The sequence below is a fragment of the Streptomyces sp. NBC_00878 genome (assembly GCF_026341515.1).
Lineage (GTDB): Bacteria > Actinomycetota > Actinomycetes > Streptomycetales > Streptomycetaceae > Streptomyces.
In genome coordinates this window covers 8827399-8846723 of record NZ_JAPEOK010000001.1, presented here as the reverse complement: position 1 = coordinate 8846723, position 19325 = coordinate 8827399, and the positions used below count along the sequence as shown (strand labels likewise).

Here is a 19325-nt window from a genome sequence, read left to right as displayed (position 1 = left end):
GTGCGCGTCCGTCATACGGGCGGCCACGGGATGGCGGGCCACTCCCCCGACGGTTCCGGATGCCGCCCGGACGCGAGCAGACCGGCCACACGCGCGCGCGTGGCGTCCAGTTCGGCCCCGGTGATCAGTGTCTCCAGGCGCACGCCCAGCGTCCCGCCCAGGGCGTCCCTGAGCCGCTCCAGGACCTCGACCGCCTCGTGGGTGAGCTTCTCCCCCGCCCAGCCCCACAACAACGTACGCAGCTTGTTCTCGGCGTTGAAGCTGACCCCGTGGTCGATCCCGTACAACCGTCCCTCGGGCGCGGGCAGCAGGTGTCCGCCCTTGCGGTCGCCGTTGTTGATCACCACGTCGAGGACGGCGAGCCGACGCAGCCGGTCGTCGTCGGCGTGCACGAGCAGGGCGGTGCGTCCCTCGCCGACCTCGGCGAGGGCGACGGCCTTCCAGCCCTCGCCGGGCTCCTCACCGTCGACCAGCGCGAGCAGCTCCGCCCCCTCGGACACCGCGTCGATCCACAGCTGGCACATGCCCTCGCCGTACGGCCCGTCGCGCAGGATCGTGGTCGGGACGAGCCCCCAGCCGGTCGCCTCGGACACCTCGTAGGCGGCGACCTCCCGCTGGGCGAGGGTCCCGTCGGGGAAGTCCCACAGCGGGCGCTCGCCTGCCACGGGCTTGTAGACGCAGGACGCCGTCCGCCCCTCGTACGTGACGTCGCACAGCAGTACCGCGTTGGACGCCTCACGGATGCGTCCGCGCACGGTCAGCTCGCCCTCGGCGAGCAGCTCGGCCGTGGTCACGCTTCGCGGCGGTATCCGTTCTGGCGCGGACATACGTGTCCTTCCGGGTCGAGCGGGAGACTGCACAGCGGGCAGGGCGGCCTGCCGGCGTTGACGACGTCGAGGGCGCGCTTGGCGAAGGCACGGGCCTGGGCGCCGGTGAGGCGGACCCGCAGCATCGGCGGACCGTTCTCCTCGTCCTGCAGGAGCCTTTCCTCAGCCTCGGCGAGGTCTTCCTCCGAATCGGCGTCCAGCTCGACGAGCGCCTGGGCCTCGACGATCATGCGCTGCTCGTCGCCGTCCCAGGCGAGCGCCATGGTGCCGACCCGGAACTCCTCCTCGACGGGAGCTTCGAGCGGGGCGGTGTCGGAGACCTCCGTCGGGGCCATCGCCGGAACGGGGGCGCTGCCCCCGGTACGCCGTACGACCTCGTCGAGAAGCTCGTCCATGCGTTCGGCGAGCGCCGCGACCTGGGTCTTCTCCAGGGCGACGCTGGTCACCCTGGGCCCGGAGGACGCCTGCAGGAAGAAGGTACGGCGCCCGGGCAGCCCGACCGTGCCGGCCACGAAACGGTCCGGCGGGTCATAGAGGAACACCTGACGGGACACGTCCTGTCTCCATTGGATCGATCGACCGCTTCTGCCGTCGACTGCGTCTGCTGCTGACAACTGCTGCGCTGCTTCGACCGCTTCACCCTACTGCGGCCGACGATCACGGTGCGCCCGCACCGCCCCCGACTGTGGCATCGCCGCCGGGGGGTTCCTCGCGCGGCGCGAGCGACGTGAAATCGCCGGTGTCCCCCAGGCGAACGAGAAATGGCCGCAGTCGTGTGTAACGGATCGCGGTGATGGAACACGGTTCCACGGAGATCCGCTGGAAGAGGTCCAGATGAAGTCCGAGGGCGTCGGCGACAAGCGACTTGATGATGTCGCCGTGCGAGCACATCAGGTACACGGCGTCGCCGCCGTGATCGCGCTCCACGCGCGCGTTCCACTCCCGTACCGCCTCGGCGGCCCGGGTCTGCATGGCCCGCATCGACTCGCCGCCCGGGAACGCGGCGGCGGAGGGGTGCGCCTGCACGACCTCCATCAGCGGCTCGTCCTTGAGCTCGGCGAGCTTGCGGCCGGACCAGTCGCCGTAGTGGGCCTCCCCGATCCGGTCGTCGGAGTGGACCCGCAGTCCGGGCCGCGCGTCGAGGAGGGGCTGAATCGTCTCCTGGCAGCGTTGCAGCGGGCTGCTGACGACCTCCGTGATCGGCAGTTCCGCGAGGCGCCCGGGCAGTGCGGCGGCCTGCGCGGCCCCGCGCTCGTCGAGTGCGACACCGGGTGTCCACCCGGCGAGCAGCCCCGCGGTGTTGGCGGTGGAACGTCCGTGCCGGACGAGGATCAAGGTGGGCATGCGGTCCAGCCTAGGCTGCGCCGCGAGTGCGCCGCGGATCGAGCGGCGGGAGAATACGCTCCGTGATCGTCGACTGCGCCATCTACCGCGACGGCCGCCGGACCAAGGGCCCCGACGACCTCTCCGACGCCCTGGCCCAGTGCCGTGCCGAGAGCGAGGCCTTCGTGTGGATCGGCCTGTACGAGCCCACGGAGCAGGAGTTCGACCTGGTCACGGAGGAGTTCGGGCTGCACCCCCTGGCCGTCGAGGACGCTCTGAACGCGCACCAGCGTCCCAAGCTGGAGGTGTACGACGACTCGCTGTTCGTGGTGCTCAAACCGGTGGGATACGAGCCGGACAACGACATCGTCTCCGCCGGCGAGGTCATGGTCTTCATCGGTGACTCGTTCGTCGTGACCGTCCGGCACGGTGAGGAATCGCCCCTCGCGGCCGTTCGGCACCGGCTGGAGGCGGAGCCCGAGATGCTCCGGCACGGTCCCACCGCGGTGCTGTACTCGATCGCCGACGCCGTGGTCGACCACTACGTGGAGGTGGCGGGCGAGCTCGGCACCGACCTGGAGGAGCTGGAGACCGCGGTGTTCTCCCCGACGGGCGGCGGCTCGCGGGACACGGCGTCCCGGATCTACAACTTCAAGCGGCAGATCCTGGAGTTCCGCCGGGCCACGGGCCCGCTGGCGCACCCGCTGAACCGGCTCGCGGGCGGCGGCTTCTTCAGCACGGGGGTGCCCTTCGTGCACGACAAGGCGCAGCCCTTCTTCCGGGACGTCAACGACCATCTGATGCGCGTGAACGAGTCCGTGGAGGGCCTGGACCGGCTCGTCTCGGACATCCTCTCCGCTCATCTCGCGCAGATGAGCGTCCGGCAGAACGACGACATGCGGAAGATCTCCGCGTGGGCGGCCATGGCCGCGGTCCCCACGATGATCGCGGGGATCTACGGCATGAACTTCGACCACATGCCGGAGCTGCACTGGGTCTGGGCCTATCCGGCGCTCATCGCGCTGATGGCCGCGCTGGAGGTGTTCCTCTACCGGCTCTTCAAACGGCGGGGCTGGCTGTGAGCGGCGTCCTTTCGCGGCTCCACAGCTCCGCGCGCGCGTACCGCGTACGGGGCCACGCGCGCGCGTGGGTCACGTTCACGCGAACTCGGGTGCCGCGGACGCCGGTCCGCCCAGGGCGTCGCGCCGCTCCGGCATCGTCAGTGAGACCATCCGCCGCCAGCCGAGAAGACGCTCGTACGCGTACATGGCGTGGATGCCCGCGGCGAGCACGGCCGCCTTGGGCTTCGGCCAGCCGAGGATGCGCCCCATGTGGTCCATCACGGCGAGGCTGACGTCCCGGTAGACGCGGATCTCGGCGAGCGCGCACTCGCGCAGGGTCCGCTGGATGGCCCGGCCGTGGCCCGCGGCGGCGAAGCGCAGCAGTTCCTCGTGGCAGTAGGCGAGGTGGTTGTCCTCGTCGTTGGAGATCATCCGTACGGCCTTGCCGATCTCCGGGTGGTCCCCGAAGTCCTTGCGCAGCATCACCATCTGGTCCGCGGCGCGCTGCTCGGTGACCCTGCTGTGGGAGAGGTAGGTGACGACATCCTGGACGGTGAGCGGCTCGTCGCGCTTGAGCTTGTCGTGCGCGAGGCCGATGCCGCTCTTCTCCAGAAGCATCGTGTAATCGGTCTCGGGCGGGATCTCGACGGGTGTGACGCCCCGCTTGCTCATGAGCGCGTTGAAGATCCGGCCGTGCTTGTCCTCGTCCGCGCCGTGCCTGGTGATCTTGGGCGCGAGCGCGCGTTCGCTCTCCGGGACGAGGGCCGAGATCCGTCCGTTCTCCCAGCCTCCCTGGGCCTCCCCGCTGGCGGCGATGGAACAGAAAAGCCGGAACGACTCGTCGTCGTCGACGATCTCCTGGAAAAGACTCTTGGCCGAAAGCATGTCTGCCACCTCCATGCGGGACTCCCACCTGTGCGGGACTCCGCAAAGAACGAGTCAAATGCGCAGCCAGAGGCGCGGCAACACCTGTGTCGGACAATTCCGCCGAACGGTGGACGCGAGGGGTATGAGAGGCGCGTAACCGAGCGAGCCGTGGCGCGTTGTTCTCCGTGACGGCCGTGGCGGGGAAGACCCCCCGAGCCCCCACCACGGCCGCTGAATCTCTCCCGGCCCGCCGTCCTGGCCGTCAAGCCGTCCTGACCGTCGGACAGGCCCCTTACGCGAGTCCGGCCCGCTCCAGGGCGTCGGAGCCGGCCCGGAGCGCGGCGACCCGCTCGTCCAGCGTGAAGCCCGCGGGGGTCACCGTGAGCGTGGTGACCCCGACGGCCGCGTAGGCCTTCATCCGGTCCGCGATGCGGTCCACGGAACCGAGCAGCGAGGTCTGGTCGATGAGCTGCTGGGGAATGGCGGCGGCCGCGCCGTTCTTGTCGCCGGCCAGGTACTTGTCCTGGATCTCGGCGGCCTCCTTCTCGTAGCCCATGCGCTGGGCGAGCTGGTTGTAGAAGTTCTGCTTGCGGCTGCCCATGCCGCCCACGTAGAGCGCGGTGTACGGGCGGAACATGTCGGCCAGGGCCGGTACGTCCTTGTCCTCGCCGAGTGCCAGCGGCAGCGTCGGGCAGACGTCGAAGCCGTCCATGGTCTGCCCGGACTTCTCGCGTCCCGCGCGCAGGTACGTGATCGCGGTGTCCTCGATGTGGTCGGCGGACGGGAAGATCAGCAGGGCGCCGTCGGCGATCTCGCCGGTCTGCTCCAGGTTCTTCGGGCCGATCGCGGCGATGTAGAGCGGGATGTGCTCGCGCTCCGGGTGCACGGTCAGCTTGAGCGGCTTGCCCGGGCCGCCCGGCAGCGGCAGCGTCCAGTGCTCGCCCTCGTACGAGAGCCGCTCGCGCGTCATGGCCTTCCGTACGATCTCCACGTACTCGCGGGTGCGGGCCAGCGGCTTGTCGAACTTGACGCCGTACCAGCCCTCGGAGACCTGCGGTCCGGAGACGCCGAGGCCGAGGCGGAAGCGGCCGCCGGAGAGCGAGTCGAGGGTGGCGGCGGTCATCGCGGTCATCGCGGGCTGGCGGGCCGGGATCTGGAAGATGGCGGAGCCGACGTCGATGCGCTCGGTCTTGGCGGCGACCCAACTCAGCACGGTGGCCGCGTCCGATCCGTACGCCTCGGCGGCCCAGCAGACCGCATAACCCAGCCGGTCGGCCTCCTTGGCCACGGCGAGGTTGTCCGCGTCCATTCCGGCACCCCAGTAGCCGAGGTTGATCCCGAGCTGCATGGCCGATCCCCTTACTGATCAGTAACGTCCCTTGTGCGGCACCCTAGCGCGCTGGTACGCCGAGCGGCAGGGACCGGGTTGGGGATCACATGATCCTGGTTGTCCACAGGGCCCCACACACCGACTTCTGGCCAGTAATCTCAGCCCACATGGAGCAGAGGCATCTCGGCCGTACCGGCCTGCGCGTGTCACGGATCGGGCTCGGCACCCTCACCTGGGGCCGGGACACCGACGAGCACGACGCCGCGGACCAGTTGAAGGCGTTCTGGGAGGCGGGCGGGACGCTCGTGGACACAGCCGATGTGTACGGGGACGGGGAGGCCGAGTATCTGCTCGGGCAGCTCATGGAGGGTCTGGTGCCGCGCCGGGATCTGGTGATCTCGACGAAGGCGGGGAGCGTGCCGGATCCGGACCGGCGCTTCGACGGTTCGCGGGGGCATCTGCTGTCGGCGCTCGACGCCTCGCTGGCGCGGCTCGGCACGGACTATGTCGACCTGTGGCAGATCCACGCCTTCGATCCCGAGTCGCCGCTGGAGGAGACCCTCCAGGCTCTCGACATCGCTGTCAGCAGCGGCCGTGCACGGTATGCCGGCGTCTCCAACTTCTGCGGCTGGCAGCTCGCGAAGGCGGCCACCTGGCAGCTCGCCGCGCCCGGGATACGCACGCGGCTGGCCAGTACGCAGATGGAGTACTCACTGCTGCAGCGCGGTGTCGAGCGCGAGGTGCTGCCCGCGGCGCTGGACCTGGGTATCGGGCTGCTGCCGTCCTCTCCCCTTGGCCGGGGCGTGCTGACCGGCAAGTACCGGCACTCGACGCCGGCGGACTCGCGGGGCGCGTCGGACCAGCTCGCGCCGTTCGTCGCGCCGTACCTGGACGACGCGGCGAGCCGCATCGTGGACGCGGTGGCGACGGCGGCGGACGGCCTCGCGGTGACCCCGCTCCAGGTCGCCCTCGCCTGGATCCGCGACCGGCCCGGCGTGGCCGCCCCCATCGTCGGCGCGCGCAACGCGCTGCAGCTCACGGGCGCGTTGTCAGTGGAGACCCTTAGTCTTCCTGACGAGATCTGCCGAGCGCTCGACGATGTGTCAGCGCCCGTGCACCACTATCCCGATCACGACTGGAGCACGCTGTGACCACGGATCCCGCTGCCGCGGAGGAAACCGAGCCGGTGACCGGCCCGGAGCCCGGGGGGCCCGGGGCCGGACCGGGGGCCGAGGGCGACGCGGGTTCCGCGGACGAGAGCCGCGCTTCTGCCGACCCCGGTGACGAGGCCGCCGCAAGCGCGGCGGACGCGGCGGACATGACAGACACAGCGGACGCGGGCAGCGGTGAAGGCGTGCCGTCGGAGTCGGAAGGCCCCGCCGCGGACGGCGACGCGACGAGCGGCGAGGGCGCGGGCGCGGGCGGCCCGGCCGACGGTGACGCTCGCCACGACGAAGAGGAAGAGGGGGACGGCGGTTCTGCCGACAGCACCGCCGACGGCACCGCTGCCGCCGACAGCGCCGGCCAGTTGTCCGAAGCCGAGGCCGAGTTGGCCGCGCAGCGGGAGTTGCGGGAGCGGATCGAGCGGCGGAAGGCGGAGAAGGAGGGGCCGGTCCAGGCCGGGGCGAGGCTGAGCGGGAAGGCCGCCGATCTGCTCGCCGCCGTCCGGGCGGTGGAGAGCGGGGAGAAGCCCCCGTCGAGCGTCTTCAGCGAGCCGGAGCCCGCGCCGCGCAGGTCCGCGCCGGAGCCGGTGCGGCGGCCGCAGCCCATGCCTTCCGCCACGCCCGCGCCGGTGGCCGCCGAGGCCGTCGACACCGTGAGGGCCGTGCTCGTCGAAGGCGGCGCCCCGGAGGCACTGGCCGCGCAGGTCGCTGCCACCCTCGGTGAGGGGGCGGAGACTCAACTGCGCGAGGACCCCTGGCAGTTGCTGCGCGTTGCCGGGGTGCGGCCCGAGCAGGCCGACGGGTTCGCGCGGGCACTGCTCGGCGCGGAATGCGGTCCCGACGACGAGCGGCGGGGCCGGGCGGTCACGGTATGGCTCCTGGAACAGGCGGCCCTCGCCGGACACACCGCCCTGGAGGCCCAGGCGCTCCACGCGGCGCTCGCTCAGCGCTCGGTGCCGGATCCCGACGCCGCCGTGCAGAGCGCCCTCGCCGAGGGAGACGCCCTGGTCTTCCAGGACGCGCTGGACGAGCCCGGCGCACCGTCCTCGCCCCAGCAGTCCCGGGGCGAGGACGAGAATGAGGACGAGGAGGGCGAGGCGGAGCGTCCGGTCCGTGTCCTCATCGGACTGGAGAGGTACGCGCTCGCCGAGGAGAGCCTCGCCGACGGTCTCGCCCGGGTGGTCAACTCGCTGCCCAAGGAAGACAGTTCGGCCGCGGAATGGGAGTCCGCCGCGTCCGGCTCCGCCGCCGAGCTGATCCGCGCCGTCGCGGGCCACAGCCTCGTCCTGCACACCGGCGGCGAGGCGTCCCGCGCGGAACCGGCGGCCCTGGTGGCCGCCGCCCGGTCCCTGGGCCTGCGCGTGTGCGTCGCCGCCCACGGCCCGGACGGCCGCCGCCGCTTCACCGCGCTGCTGGCCGACGCGCAGAGAGCGCAAGGCGCGGCCTCGGCGGGTTCGGACCCGTCGTCGGCACCGGGCCGCAGCGCGCAGGAAGCGGCGGAAGACGCGAGCGCGCCGAACGGCCCGCGCCGCGGAGCCGACGACGGCCCGGGCGGCCCAGGCGGCCCGGCCCAGACGCACTACAGCACGGCCGACACACACGGCGGCACATCCGGGCACCCCAGCACCGGGCCGTCGGAGGGCGGGCCATCGGGCAACGGGCCGTCAGTCGGCGGGCCGTCGGGCAGCGGTCCGTCGGGCGATGCCGAGGGCCACGACGCCGTGACCACCGTCGCCGGACTGCTCGCCGGAGCCGAGGGCCCGGGGCGGGACGGCGACGGCATGCTGCGGACCGACCTCCTGGTCGTGCTCGACGCGCCGCAGCTCGACGTGGAGAGCGCGGCGATGCTCGCGGAATCGCTGCCCGACGGGGCCCGGCTCGTGCTGAGCGGGGACCCCGGTGTGCTGTGGTCGGCGGGCCCCGGACGCGTCTTCGCGGATCTGCTCGCCGCGCGCGTGTGCCCGCAGATCGCCTCACGGACCCCCGACCCCGGTCCCATCGGCGAGCTGGTCTCGGGCATCGGTATCGGCGAGCTGAACCAGGTCACCGCCCCGGGCAAGGAGGTCGTGATCGTCCCGGTACGCGACGCCGGAGAGGCCGTCCACCGGACCGTACAGCTGATCGCGGACTCGGTGCCGCGGGCCTTCGGAATCCCGTCCGAGCAGACCCAGGTGATCACCCCGGGCCACGGCGGCGCGGCGGGCACCCGCGCGCTCAACACCGCGCTGAAGGAGCGGCTCAACCCCGGCCCCGGCCGCTTCGGCGGCTTCGACCCGGGTGACAGGATCGCGTACTCCGCCGCGCCGGGCCGTACGATCCCGGGTCACGTGGTGAAGGCCGACGCCGAGGGGCTGCACCTGGAGTGCGCGGGCGTTCCCGTCGTCGTACCGAAGGAGCGGGTGGAGCAGAGCGTGCGGCACGGCTGGGCGATCACCGCGCACCAGGCGGTCGGTACCCGCTGGCCCGCCGCGGTCGTGGTGCTGCCCGGCGATGCCGCCCAGGCGCTCACCCGGCCCTGGATCTACACCGCCTTCGGCCGCGCCGAGCGGCATCTCTCCGTGGTCCACGGAGTCGAGCAGGCACTGCCGCACGCGGTCACCGAGGTCGCCGCGAAGCCGCGTACCACCCGGCTCCCGGCACTGCTCAGGGCCCAGGTCCCGGCGGCGGCCGTCTGACGCCCGCCCTCAGGCCTCAGGCCTCCGGCCCCCGCCCTTCGCCCTCCGGACCCTGAAAACACCGGTGGCGGTCACCGGGCTCACTGCCCGGTGACCGCCACCGTACGAACCGGCGGACCCCTCAGCGATCCGCGTCGAGCGGCTCCAGGTCCTCGTCCTCGTCGAGCTGCGGGTCCGGCCCGGCGGTGTCCTCGATGTCGTCGTCGAGGTCCGTCTCCGACTCGTCGTCGAAGACGGCACTGACGTCGAAGCGGCACACCACCTGGTGGGGATCGGCCTGCTCGAACGGCGCCTCCAGCCACTCGCCGGGCTCGGCGGGTTCGTCCGCGGCGGTGACCCACAGCGTGGAGTCGCCCTCCTCCAGACCGAACTCCTTGTGCCGGGAGGCGATCTCGTCGGGCTCGAACTCGCCGAAGAGAACACCCAGAGCGCCGTGCACGGTCCCGGACGCGGCGTCGAAGCCCGCGGCCGCGGCCCCGGACTCCTCCACGGCCTCCACCCGCTGCGCCTGCGCCAGCAGCCGCTGCGGTTCCACCACCGTGTAGTCCCGGCGGATCAGCACACTCAGCGCGTTGGGCTCCTCCGGCCCGGTGTACGGCAGCGCGTCCTCCGTGCCGGGGATCTCGAAGGGAGTGACCTCGTCATAACGGTCGTAGAGGAGTTCGTCGTACTCCTCGGCGGCCGCGGCCAGCTCGTTGAACGCCTCGTAGACGGCCGGGTCGTCCTCACCCGACCTGCGCTCGACCGCCGCCAAGTGGCGGTCGAGCGCGGCCTTGACCGCCTCGGCGGAGGCGCGTACCTCGGCAGCGGTGGGCTGCGCAGCATCAGACATAGTGCAGACGCTATCCGTACAGGGCCTCCGCACGCACAATAGATGCGATGCCGGAATACGAATTTGTCGACGTGTACGTGCCGCGCGGAGTCTCCCGCAAGGAAACCACACGTCTGCTGACGGACCATGCGGAGTACGGACACTGGGAGTTGGACCGCCTCAGCCTCCATCCGGACGGCAGTCGCAGGGTGCGGCTGCGCCGACGGATCATCCGCCAGGTACGGGCCACGTGGTGACCCGGGACGGCTGAAACGGAGCGGGCCCCGCGCACACGGGGCCCGCTCCGTTCGCCCCACGGGGGTACATCCACCAGCCCCGGGGGCTTTTGTCGTGCCATGACACCGTTTGTCGGGTCTTGGCGTCGTGTCACGCGGAGGCGCGAGCCTTGCGGTACAGCACAGAGCCGGTCAGGAGCGCGCCCGCGCCCAGCGGCAGCGCGAGGCCGAGGGGCAGCTCACTGCCGGTCTGTGCCAGCTGCTCGGAACCCTTGGGCTGCGTGACCCCCTGGGCGCCGGGGTCGTTCGGGTTCGCGGAGCCCAGATCCTCACCCCCGGGCCGACCCGGGTCACCGGGCTGACCCGGGTCACCGGGCTGACCGGGCTGACCCGGTTCACCAGGCTGTCCCGGCTTACCAGGCTGTCCCGGTTCCCCCGGCTCGCCCGGCTTGCCCGGCTCCCCGGGGTCGCCCGGCTGACCAGGCTTGCCCGGAGGGTTCGGCTCCCCGTATCCGGGAGGCGTCGATCCGTGCCCGCCGCCGGTGTTCGCGCAGTCGTTGCCCGTGGCCGCGTTGCCGACACCGCCGACGGAGACGCTGTTGCCGCAGACGTTGACCGGCACGTCCACCGGAACCTCGACGTGGTTGCCCGAACCCACGCCGGGCGAGTTACCGGTGTGCCCGCCGGCCTGCGATCCGCCGCCGGCGTGGTGGCGGCCGGAGCCGCCGCCCTTGTTGGAGCACTTGTTGCCCACCGCCGGGTTGAGCAGCCCGACCACGTTCACGGTGTTGCCGCAGACGTTGACCGGCGCGTGCACCGGCGCCTGCACCGAGTTGCCCGAGAGTACGCCCGGGGAGTCCGAGGCGCTGCCGTGCGCCCCCGAGTCGGCGTGCGCGTAGCCACCGGTGGCGGCGAGGACGCCGCTCGCGGCCGCCACCGTCATCAGGCCTTTGCGGGTGACCTGTCGCATAGCTTTTCCCTGCCTTGTGATCCTTGTAAGCCGTTGCGGCTTCAGGAACGCGCACGCGCCCGGTGCGCCTGCGCGGAATACGGAATGCGGAATGTCGGCGGCCCCGGAGCGCATGGCGTGCACTCCGGGGCCGCGAACTCAAGACCCTCATGGGTTTCAGGCCTTCATGGGGTGAAGACCCTCATGAGATGAGCACAACGTCACACGTTGATGCAGGTGTTGCCGAAGGCAGGGTTCAGCAGCCCGATCACGGAGACCGTGTTGCCACAGGCGTTCACCGGCACGTGGATGGGCGCCTGGACGACGTTGCCCGAGAGCACACCGGGAGAGTGCACGGCAGCACCCTGAGCACCGGCGTCGGCAGCCGCGATACCCGCACCAGCGAGAACGATGCCACCAGTGGCAGCAGCAGCGGCGACGATCTTCTTGATCATTATTCCTCCTTGTTGGCAATGCGATCCCAGCCGCGGATCACATCACCTGTAACGAGGAGGGAGTAATAGGGCTACGAGCCTATGAGCGCATTCACTCTTCTCAGTCGGCCCCGTACGCGCTGGCGATTATTGGAGTGTCGTTTCAGCGGGTTAATTCAGGACGCTTCGAGGAAGCGGGGGTTCAGGACGCCTCGATGAAGCGGTCCAGGACCCGCACTCCGAACGTGAGCGCGTCGACCGGGACCCGCTCGTCGACACCGTGGAACATCCCGGCGAAGTCCAGCTCCGGCGGCAGCTTCAGCGGGGCGAAGCCGAAGCAGCGGATGCCGAGGTCGTCGAAGGACTTGGCGTCGGTGCCGGCGGAGAGCATGTACGGGACGGCCCGGGCGATCGGGTCCTCGGCGGACAACGCGGTCTGCATGGCGTCCACGAGGGCCCCGTCGAAGGTGGTCTCCAGCGCCTTGTCGGCGTGCACGTCCTCGCGCTTCACATGCGGGCCGAGGATGCGGTCCAGGTCGGCGAGGAACTCCTCCTCGTACCCCGGCAGGTAGCGGCCGTCGACGTGCGCGGTCGCCTGCCCCGGGATCACGTTCACCTTGTAGCCGGCGCCCAGCTGGGTCGGGTTGGCGGTGTTCTGGAGCGAGGCGCCGATGAGCTTGGCGATGCCGCCGAGCTTGGCGAGCGTCGCGTCCATGTCCTCCGGGTCCAGCTCGGTGCCCAGCGCGTCGCCGAGCTCGTCGAGGAAGTGCCGCAGTGTCTTCGTCACCCGCACCGGGAACTTGTGCCGGCCGAGCCGGCCGACGGCCTCCGACAACTCGGTGATCGCGTTGTCCCGGTGGATCATCGAACCGTGTCCGGCGGTACCGTCCACGGTCAGCTTCATCCAGTGCATGCCCTTCTGGGCGGTCTCGACGAGATACAGCCGCAGCTTCTCGTTGACCGTGAAGGAGAACCCGCCGACCTCGCCGATCGCCTCGGTCACGCCCTCGAAGAGGTCCGGGTGCTTGGTGACGAGGTGCTTGGCGCCGAACAAGCCGCCCGCCTCCTCGTCCGCCAGGAAGGCCAGCACCAGGTCGCGGGGCGGCTTGCGGCCGCTGCACATCCGGTCGCGGACGACCGCGAGGGTCATCGCGTCCATGTCCTTCATGTCGACCGCGCCACGGCCCCACACACAGCCGTCGGCGATCTCGCCGGAGAACGGGTGGTGCGTCCAGTCCTCGGCGTTGGCCGGTACGACGTCGGTGTGGCCGTGGATGAGCAGCCCGGGCCGTGAGCGGTCCTCTCCCTCGATCCTGACCACCGTGGAGGCGCGGCCCTGGTGCGACTCGAAGATCTGCGGTTCGAGTCCCACCTCGGCGAGCTTCTCCGCGACGTACTCGGCGGCCTTGCGCTCACCCGGGCCCGAGTGGTCGCCGTAGTTGCTGGTATCGATCTGGATCAGCTCGCGGCAGAGGTCGACGACCTCATCCTCACCCGTGACGCTCCTGGTCGTGTCCGGCTCACTCACGCTGGTTCCTCCCACGCTGCCTGCCGGCGGTGTTCCCGTCGGCGGTGTCTCCATCCTCCCCCTCCGACCCTGCCCACCCCAAGGGCGGACCAGGCCCGTCACACGTCGTTCACGCCCGCCGGCCCGTGATCGGGGGCTCTCGAAAGCCTGGTAATGTTTCCTCCGTCGCCGCGAGGGGAACCCCGCGCGACAGGCACCTTGTCCGGGTGGCGGAATGGCAGACGCGCTAGCTTGAGGTGCTAGTGCCCTTTATCGGGCGTGGGGGTTCAAGTCCCCCCTCGGACACACGAGATGAGGAAGGGCCGCGACCTACTGGTCGCGGTCCTTTTTCGTCGCCTACGCCCCCCGGCTCGACCGTGTTACGTTCATATGTGGGGCAGATCTCGTCAAGATGACATACCCCCACGTCAGAGCGTCGGAGCAGACGCCTTCAGAGCCCGCCGGAAGCCCGCTCACATGGCTGAGACGCAGGTCCGCGGCTAGCGTCGTACTAAAATTCCACGCTTGTTCGGAGCTGACCGGAATATCCCCAGGCATACCTGCGGGCCCGCCGGCTCCCCCGGTTACTCCGGGAACCACACGTGAGGACCCGATGGCAGCCCTCGAGCAAGGCCCCGCACTCGCGCTGTTCGACGACGAGGTGCGCGCGGAGTTCGGCGACCCGGCACGCTTCTCCGCTGCCGCCGCGGCTTCGCCGCGCACGCTCGTCGACATCCTCGACGCCTCCGTGCGGGCGTACCCCGACGAGCCCGCGCTGGACGACGGCCACCGCGCCCTCTCCTACCGCGCCCTGGCCGTCGAGGTCGAGGCCCTGCGGCGGCGGCTGAGCATCGCCGGGGTGGGCCTCGGGGACCGCGTGGGCGTCCGCGTCCCGTCGGGGACCAACGACCTGTACGTGGCCATCCTGGCCGTCCTCGCGGCGGGGGCCGCCTACGTGCCGGTCGACGCCGAGGACCCGGACGAGCGCGCCGAGCTGGTCTTCGGCGAGGCCGGGGTACGGGCCGTCGTCGGCTCCGGGCACGAGCTGACCGTCAACGGGCGCAGCGAGACCCCGGCCACGCGGCCCGGTGCCGAGCACGACGCCTGGATCATCTTCACCTCCGGTTCGACCGGCAAGCCCAAGGGCGTGGCCGTCAGCCACCGCAGCGCCGCCGCCTTCGTGGACGCCGAGGCCGGGCTGTTCCTCACCGAGGACCCCATCGGTCCGGGTGACAGGGTCATGGCGGGCCTCTCCGTCGCCTTCGACGCGTCCTGCGAGGAGATGTGGCTGGCCTGGCGGTACGGGGCCTGTCTGGTGCCCGTGCCGCGCTCCCAGGTGCGCAGCGGCGCCGATCTGGGGCCGTGGCTGGTCGAGCAGGAGATCACGGTGGTCTCCACCGTGCCGACGCTGGCCGCCCTCTGGGAGCCGGAGGCTCTCAACGAGGTCCGGCTGCTGATCTTCGGCGGCGAGGCCTGCCCGCCCGAGCTGGTGCAGCGTCTGGTGACCGAGGGCCGCGAGGTCTGGAACACGTACGGGCCGACCGAGGCCACCGTCGTCGCCTGTGCCTCGCTGATGACCGGCGAGGAGCCGGTCCGTATCGGGCTGCCGCTGAACGGCTGGGAGCTGGCCGTCGTCGACGAGTCCGGCGAGCCGGTGCCGATGGGCGAGAGCGGACAGCTGGTGATCGGCGGCGTGGGACTGGCCCGCTATCTCGACCCCGAGAAGGACGCGGAGAAGTACGCCCCGCTGGAGTCGCTCGGCTGGCCGCGCGCCTACCGCAGCGGTGACCTGGTCAAGGCCGAGAAGGAAGGGCTGATCTTCCTCGGGCGGGCCGACGAGCAGATCAAGCTCGGCGGGCGCCGGATCGAGCTGGGCGAGGTGGACACCGCGCTCCAGGCACTGCCCGGTGTCGCGGGCGCCGCGGCGGCCGTACGGACGGCCCGCAGCGGCAACCAGCTGCTCGTCGGCTATGTGGTCGCCCAGGACGGCTGGGACCACGCGACGGCCGTCGAGAAACTGCGCGCCGTGCTGCCCGCCGCCCTGGTCCCGCTGATCGCGCCGGTCGCCGACCTGCCGACCCGGACCTCGGGCAAGGTCGACCGCAACGCCCTGCCGTGGCCCCTGGAGGGCCTGGAGACGGGCGGACCCGCCGAGCAGCTGTACGGCACCGAGGCGTGGCTCGCAGAGCAGTGGAGCGAGGTGCTCGGCATCCCGGTCGGTTCGGCGCGGGACGACTTCTTCGCGATCGGCGGCAGCAGTCTCGCCGCCGCCCAGCTCACCACCAGGCTGCGCACCCGCTACCCCAGCGCCGCCGTCGTCGACATCTACCAGCAGCCCGTGCTGCGCAAGCTGGCCCGGCATCTGGAGAAGTCCGCTCAAAGTGACGGGGCCACCCGCGAGATCGCGCCGGTGCCCCTGCGCGCCAAGGTCGTTCAACTGCTGGTGCTCGTCCCGCTGTTCACCCTGCTCGGGCTGCGCTGGACCGTGGCGCTGGCCGCGATGGGCAACGTACTGCACTGGTTCGGGCCGTATCCGTGGGTGCCGACCGTCTCCTGGTGGGTCGTGGCCGTCGGGGCGGGGCTGCTCTTCAGTCCGCCGGGGCGGCTCGCGATCGCGGCCGGCGGGGCGCGGCTGCTGCTGCGCGGGGTGAGGCCCGGGCGCTACCCGCGGGGCGGGAGCGTCCATCTGCGGCTGTGGACGGCCGAGCGGCTCGCCGAGTTCAGCGGCGCGACCTCGCTGACGGGGTCGTGGCTGGAGCGGTACGCGCGGGCGCTCGGCGCCAAGGTCGGCTCCGACGTGGACCTGCACTCGCTGCCGCCGGTGACCGGCATGCTCAAGCTCGGCCGGGGTGCCGCCGTGGAGTCCGAGGTGGACCTGTCGGGGCACTGGCTGGACGGCGACCGGCTGGAGATCGGCCCGGTCAAGGTCGGCGCGCACGCGGTGGTCGGTACCCGCAGCATGCTCTTCCCCGGTGCCCGGGTGGGCAAGCGGTCCGAGGTGGCGCCCGGTTCGGCCGTCTCCGGGCATGTCACGACCGGTCAGCGGTGGGCCGGCGCGCCCGCGGTCAAGCTCGGCAAGGCGAAGCGGGACTGGCCCAAGGAGCGCCCGCAGCGGGGTACGTACTGGCGCGTGATGTACGGCGCCACCGGGTTCGCGCTGTCGGCGTTGCCGCTGGTCGCGGGCCTGGCCGCGCTGCTCGTGGCGAGCGTCTTCGTCTCACCGGAGGCCGGTCTCGGCGAGGCGCTGCGGGGCGCCGTCGTCGCACTGGTGCCGGCGACGCTGGCCTTCGGCCTCGCTTACGCGCTGATTCTGCTGGTCAACGTGCGACTGCTCAGTCTCGGACTGCGGCCCGGTACGCATCCCACGCACAGCAGGATCGGCTGGCAGGCCTGGACGGTCACGCAGTTGATGGACCGCTCCCGCGACACGCTGTTCCCGCTGTACGCCGGGCTGGCCACGCCGGTCTGGCTGCGGCTGCTGGGTATGCGGATCGGCCGAGGTGCCGAGGTGTCGACGGTGCTCGCGCTGCCGAGCCTGACGACGGTCGGCGAGGGCGCGTTCCTGGCCGACGACACGCTGACCGCGCCGTACGAGCTCGGGGGCGGCTGGATGCGGATCGGGCGCGCGGAGATCGGGCGCCGGGCCTTCCTCGGGAACTCCGGGATGACCGCGCCGGGCCGTTCCGTGCCGGACGGCGGCCTGGTCGGCGTGCTGTCCGCGACGCCGAAGAAGGCCAAGAAGGGCAGCTCCTACCTGGGGCTGCCGCCGGTCAAGCTGCCCCGCTCGACGCAGGGCGGCGACCAGAGCCGTACGTACGACCCGCCCGCGCGGCTGCTGTGGGCGCGCGGTCTGGTCGAGCTGTGCCGAATCGTGCCCGTCTTCTGCTCGGCCGCGCTGGCCGTGCTGACGGTGGCCGCGCTGAGCGCGCTGGGTGTGTGGGCGTGGGCGCTCGCCGGGGTTGTGCTGCTGGGTGCCGGAGCGGCCGCCGGCCTGCTGTCCGTGATCGCCAAGTGGCTGCTCGTGGGGCGGCACCGGACCGGTGAACACCCGCTGTGGAGCGGCTTCGTGTGGCGCAACGAGCTGGCCGACACCTTCGTCGAGGTCGTCGCCGTACCGTGGTTGGCCGGGTCCGTGCCGGGTACTCCCGTGATGAACCTGTGGCTGCGCGGCCTCGGTGCCCGGATCGGCAAGGGCGTCTGGGTCGAGAGCTACTGGCTGCCGGAGACGGACCTGGTGACGCTGGAGGACGCGGCGACCGTGAATCGTGGCTGCGTGCTGCAGACCCACCTCTTCCATGACCGGATCTTGCGGACGGATACTGTGGTCCTCCGTGAGGGCGCGACGCTGGGCCCTGGCGGAATCGTCCTCCCCGGCAGCACGGTCGGAGCCCGCAGCACTCTGGGCCCCGCCTCGCTCGTCATGGCCGCGGAATCCGTTCCCGACGACACCCGCTGGCTGGGCAACCCGATCGAGGCATGGCGTCCCTAGTGCCGCGGCAGGCAACGTTTGCCCTCAAGGAGCGGCGTCCGGTGCGTGCTCTCGGCGTGCCGGCCGGAAGTCCTCGTACTGGACGTACTGGGGCTTTCGGCCGGTGCGGCGAGTGGGGGCACCTCCCACGCCCTTAAGGCAGTGGGGGAGCGTGCCGGGCGTCGCGACGGGGCAAACGTTGCCTGTCGGGACACTAGCGGCCCGTCCGGCGCCCGGGGAGGGACCACCGGCACGCCGTACGAGCACAGCGCAGGGAGCAGACACTTCAGTGGTTCAGCAGACAGTGGGAGCGGATCCGTACTTCCCGGCGAACGGTGATCCCCGTTACCGGGTGCATCGGTACGAACTCGCCCTGGACTACCGTCCGGGACCCAACCGGCTGTCCGGCACCGCTCGGCTCAACGCCATAGCGGGCCGGGCCCCGCTCGCCGAGTTCCAGCTGAACCTGGCCGACTTCAGGATCGGCCGGGTCCGGGTGGACGGGCGGGCGACGCACTACACGCACCGCGGCGGCAAGCTGCGGATCCGGCCGTCGAAGCCGATCCGGTCCGGGGCCGCGTTCACCGTGGAGGTGCACTGGTCGGGCAATCCCAAGCCGGTGCGCAGCCCGTGGGGCGGGCTCGGCTGGGAGGAGCTGGAGGACGGGGCGCTGGTGGCCAGCCAGCCGGTCGGGGCGCCGTCCTGGTACCCGTGCAACGACCGCCCGGCGGACAAGGCCTCGTACCAGATCTCGATCACCACGCCGTCGGCGTACCAGGTCGTGGCGGGTGGCCGGCTGCTGACCCGTACGACGAAGGCGTCCACGACGACGTGGGTGTACGAGCAGTCGGCGCCCACGTCCAGCTATCTGGTCGGGCTGTCCGTCGGGAAGTACCAGACCGTGCTGCTCGGCGACCCGGGGCTGGGCGGCGTCCCGCAGGTGGGGCACATCCCGGCACAACTGCTGACGGAGTTCTCGCGGGACTTCGCGCGGCAGCCGACCATGATGCGGCTGTTCGAGGAGCTCTTCGGTCCGTACCCGTTCGGCGAGTACGCGGTGGTCGTCACCGAGGAGGAGCTGGACGTCCCGGTGGAGGCGCAGGGGCTCTCGCTGTTCGGTGCCAACCACGTGGACGGGAGCAGGAGTTCGGAGCGGCTGGTGGCGCACGAGCTGGCGCACCAGTGGTTCGGCAACAGTGTGAGCATCGCCGACTGGCGGCACATCTGGCTGAACGAGGGGTTCGCGAAGTACGCGGAGTGGCTGTGGTCGGAGCGGTCCGGCGGGCGCAGCGCGGAGGCGCTCGCGGGCATCGCGCACCGCAAGCTGTCCGTGCTGCCGCAGGACCTGAAGCTGTCCGATCCGGGGCGCAAGCTGATGTTCGACGACCGGCTCTACCAGCGCGGCGGTCTTGTGCTGCACGCGGTGCGTTGTGCGCTGGGCGACGACGCGTTCTTCCGGATGCTGCGGGGGTGGGCCGCGGTGCACCGGAGTGGGACGGTCACCACGGCCGTCTTCACCGCGCATGTGGCCCGGTATGCGGCCGAGCCGTTGGAGGGGCTGTTCCGGTCCTGGTTGCAGGAGACGGCGTTGCCCGCTCTGTCCTCACCGGGGACGGCGATTCCGGCGCGGCCGACGTATCCGCCCACCAGTGCGTGAGCGCTCCGCTGGGTGGC

General features: G+C 71.5%; 15 protein-coding genes and 1 tRNA gene. 7 read left to right on the top strand and 9 right to left on the bottom strand.

Annotated elements, in window-relative coordinates:
- Positions 1-11: 11 nt before the first annotated feature.
- The 3 genes from OHA11_RS38385 to OHA11_RS38375 form a co-directional block, all read right to left on the bottom strand.
- A complete protein-coding gene (locus tag OHA11_RS38385) occupies positions 12-827 on the bottom strand; it encodes an SCO1664 family protein (protein WP_266504294.1) in 816 nt (271 codons plus the stop codon).
- On the bottom strand, positions 791-1381 hold the full coding sequence (locus OHA11_RS38380; protein WP_055613325.1) for a DUF3090 domain-containing protein: 591 nt from the start codon (positions 1379-1381) through the stop codon (positions 791-793). Before OHA11_RS38380 ends, OHA11_RS38385 begins: the two co-directional genes overlap by 37 nt.
- Positions 1382-1484: 103 nt before the next feature.
- Complete coding sequence (locus tag OHA11_RS38375; protein WP_266504289.1) at positions 1485-2171, bottom strand: histidine phosphatase family protein; 687 nt, start codon at positions 2169-2171, stop codon at positions 1485-1487.
- Between the two features lie 62 nt (positions 2172-2233).
- On the opposite strand from OHA11_RS38375, the gene corA reads away from it, so the two are divergent.
- The gene (corA, locus tag OHA11_RS38370; protein WP_266504286.1) at positions 2234-3232 is read left to right on the top strand and encodes a magnesium/cobalt transporter CorA; all 999 of its coding nucleotides are present in this window, start codon (positions 2234-2236) and stop codon (positions 3230-3232) included.
- Between the two features lie 75 nt (positions 3233-3307).
- On the opposite strand, the gene OHA11_RS38365 is transcribed toward corA, so the two are convergent.
- Both OHA11_RS38365 and OHA11_RS38360 read right to left on the bottom strand, forming a co-directional pair.
- Positions 3308-4096, bottom strand: coding sequence for a ferritin-like domain-containing protein (locus OHA11_RS38365; protein ID WP_266504284.1), 789 nt, complete (start codon positions 4094-4096; stop codon positions 3308-3310).
- Between the two features lie 274 nt (positions 4097-4370).
- On the bottom strand, positions 4371-5426 hold the full coding sequence (locus tag OHA11_RS38360) for an LLM class F420-dependent oxidoreductase (RefSeq protein ID WP_266504281.1): 1056 nt from the start codon (positions 5424-5426) through the stop codon (positions 4371-4373).
- A 149-nt stretch (positions 5427-5575) separates the two neighbouring features.
- Here OHA11_RS38360 and OHA11_RS38355 point away from each other — a divergent pair, with 149 nt between their 5' ends.
- Together OHA11_RS38355 and OHA11_RS38350 are read left to right on the top strand one after the other, a co-directional pair.
- Entirely contained in the window at positions 5576-6559 is a 984-nt protein-coding gene (locus OHA11_RS38355; RefSeq protein ID WP_266504278.1) for an aldo/keto reductase, read from the top strand.
- 167 nt (positions 6560-6726) lie between these two features.
- Positions 6727-9246 carry a helix-hairpin-helix domain-containing protein gene (locus tag OHA11_RS38350; protein WP_266507744.1) on the top strand — a complete coding sequence of 840 codons (2520 nt, stop codon included), beginning with the start codon at positions 6727-6729 and terminating at the stop codon, positions 9244-9246.
- A gap of 121 nt (positions 9247-9367) precedes the next feature.
- Here the strand turns inward: OHA11_RS38350 and OHA11_RS38345 are convergent, their stop codons facing one another.
- Positions 9368-10078: a hypothetical protein gene (locus tag OHA11_RS38345; RefSeq protein WP_266504276.1), complete on the bottom strand. Its 711-nt coding sequence runs from the start codon at positions 10076-10078 to the stop codon at positions 9368-9370.
- 47 nt (positions 10079-10125) lie between these two features.
- On the opposite strand from OHA11_RS38345, the gene OHA11_RS38340 reads away from it, so the two are divergent.
- Positions 10126-10314 (top strand): DUF5703 family protein, encoded by a 189-nt coding sequence (locus OHA11_RS38340; RefSeq protein ID WP_033323315.1) that lies wholly within the window; start codon positions 10126-10128, stop codon positions 10312-10314.
- Positions 10315-10444: 130 nt separating this feature from the next.
- Here OHA11_RS38340 and OHA11_RS48440 read toward each other — a convergent pair whose 3' ends face one another.
- The 3 genes from OHA11_RS48440 to OHA11_RS38320 all read right to left on the bottom strand — a co-directional run bounded on the left by OHA11_RS48440 (position 10445) and on the right by OHA11_RS38320 (position 13204).
- Positions 10445-11263, bottom strand: coding sequence for a chaplin family protein (locus OHA11_RS48440; protein WP_323186729.1), 819 nt, complete (start codon positions 11261-11263; stop codon positions 10445-10447).
- A gap of 200 nt (positions 11264-11463) precedes the next feature.
- Positions 11464-11697, bottom strand: a complete 234-nt coding sequence (gene chpH / locus OHA11_RS38325; protein WP_266504263.1) for a chaplin ChpH — start codon at positions 11695-11697, stop codon at positions 11464-11466.
- Between the two features lie 181 nt (positions 11698-11878).
- Positions 11879-13204 carry a M20/M25/M40 family metallo-hydrolase gene (locus tag OHA11_RS38320; RefSeq protein ID WP_266504260.1) on the bottom strand — a complete coding sequence of 442 codons (1326 nt, stop codon included), beginning with the start codon at positions 13202-13204 and terminating at the stop codon, positions 11879-11881.
- 200 nt (positions 13205-13404) lie between these two features.
- On the opposite strand from OHA11_RS38320, the gene OHA11_RS38315 reads away from it, so the two are divergent.
- The 3 genes from OHA11_RS38315 (at position 13405) to OHA11_RS38305 (ending at position 19308) form a co-directional block, all read left to right on the top strand.
- A tRNA-Leu gene (locus OHA11_RS38315) sits at positions 13405-13489 on the top strand.
- A gap of 307 nt (positions 13490-13796) precedes the next feature.
- Positions 13797-17672 (top strand): Pls/PosA family non-ribosomal peptide synthetase, encoded by a 3876-nt coding sequence (locus OHA11_RS38310; RefSeq protein WP_266504257.1) that lies wholly within the window; start codon positions 13797-13799, stop codon positions 17670-17672.
- A 268-nt stretch (positions 17673-17940) separates the two neighbouring features.
- Positions 17941-19308 (top strand): M1 family metallopeptidase, encoded by a 1368-nt coding sequence (locus OHA11_RS38305; protein ID WP_266504256.1) that lies wholly within the window; start codon positions 17941-17943, stop codon positions 19306-19308.
- The last annotated feature ends 17 nt before the right edge of the window (positions 19309-19325 follow it).

Excerpts from the sequence above, each read along its gene's own strand:
- OHA11_RS48440 (WP_323186729.1), bottom strand. The coding sequence starts at position 11,263 with ATGCGACAGGTCACCCGCAAAGGCCTGATGACGGTGGCGGCCGCGAGC.
- OHA11_RS38385 (WP_266504294.1), bottom strand. The coding sequence starts at position 827 with ATGTCCGCGCCAGAACGGATACCGCCGCGAAGCGTGACCACGGCCGAG.
- OHA11_RS38345 (WP_266504276.1), bottom strand. The coding sequence starts at position 10,078 with ATGTCTGATGCTGCGCAGCCCACCGCTGCCGAGGTACGCGCCTCCGCC.
- OHA11_RS38355 (WP_266504278.1), top strand. The coding sequence starts at position 5,576 with ATGGAGCAGAGGCATCTCGGCCGTACCGGCCTGCGCGTGTCACGGATC.
- OHA11_RS38310 (WP_266504257.1), top strand. The coding sequence starts at position 13,797 with ATGGCAGCCCTCGAGCAAGGCCCCGCACTCGCGCTGTTCGACGACGAG.
- chpH (WP_266504263.1), bottom strand. The coding sequence starts at position 11,697 with ATGATCAAGAAGATCGTCGCCGCTGCTGCTGCCACTGGTGGCATCGTT.
- OHA11_RS38360 (WP_266504281.1), bottom strand. The coding sequence starts at position 5,426 with ATGCAGCTCGGGATCAACCTCGGCTACTGGGGTGCCGGAATGGACGCG.
- OHA11_RS38350 (WP_266507744.1), top strand. The coding sequence starts at position 6,727 with ATGACAGACACAGCGGACGCGGGCAGCGGTGAAGGCGTGCCGTCGGAG.
- OHA11_RS38365 (WP_266504284.1), bottom strand. The coding sequence starts at position 4,096 with ATGCTTTCGGCCAAGAGTCTTTTCCAGGAGATCGTCGACGACGACGAG.
- OHA11_RS38340 (WP_033323315.1), top strand. The coding sequence starts at position 10,126 with ATGCCGGAATACGAATTTGTCGACGTGTACGTGCCGCGCGGAGTCTCC.
- OHA11_RS38375 (WP_266504289.1), bottom strand. The coding sequence starts at position 2,171 with ATGCCCACCTTGATCCTCGTCCGGCACGGACGTTCCACCGCCAACACC.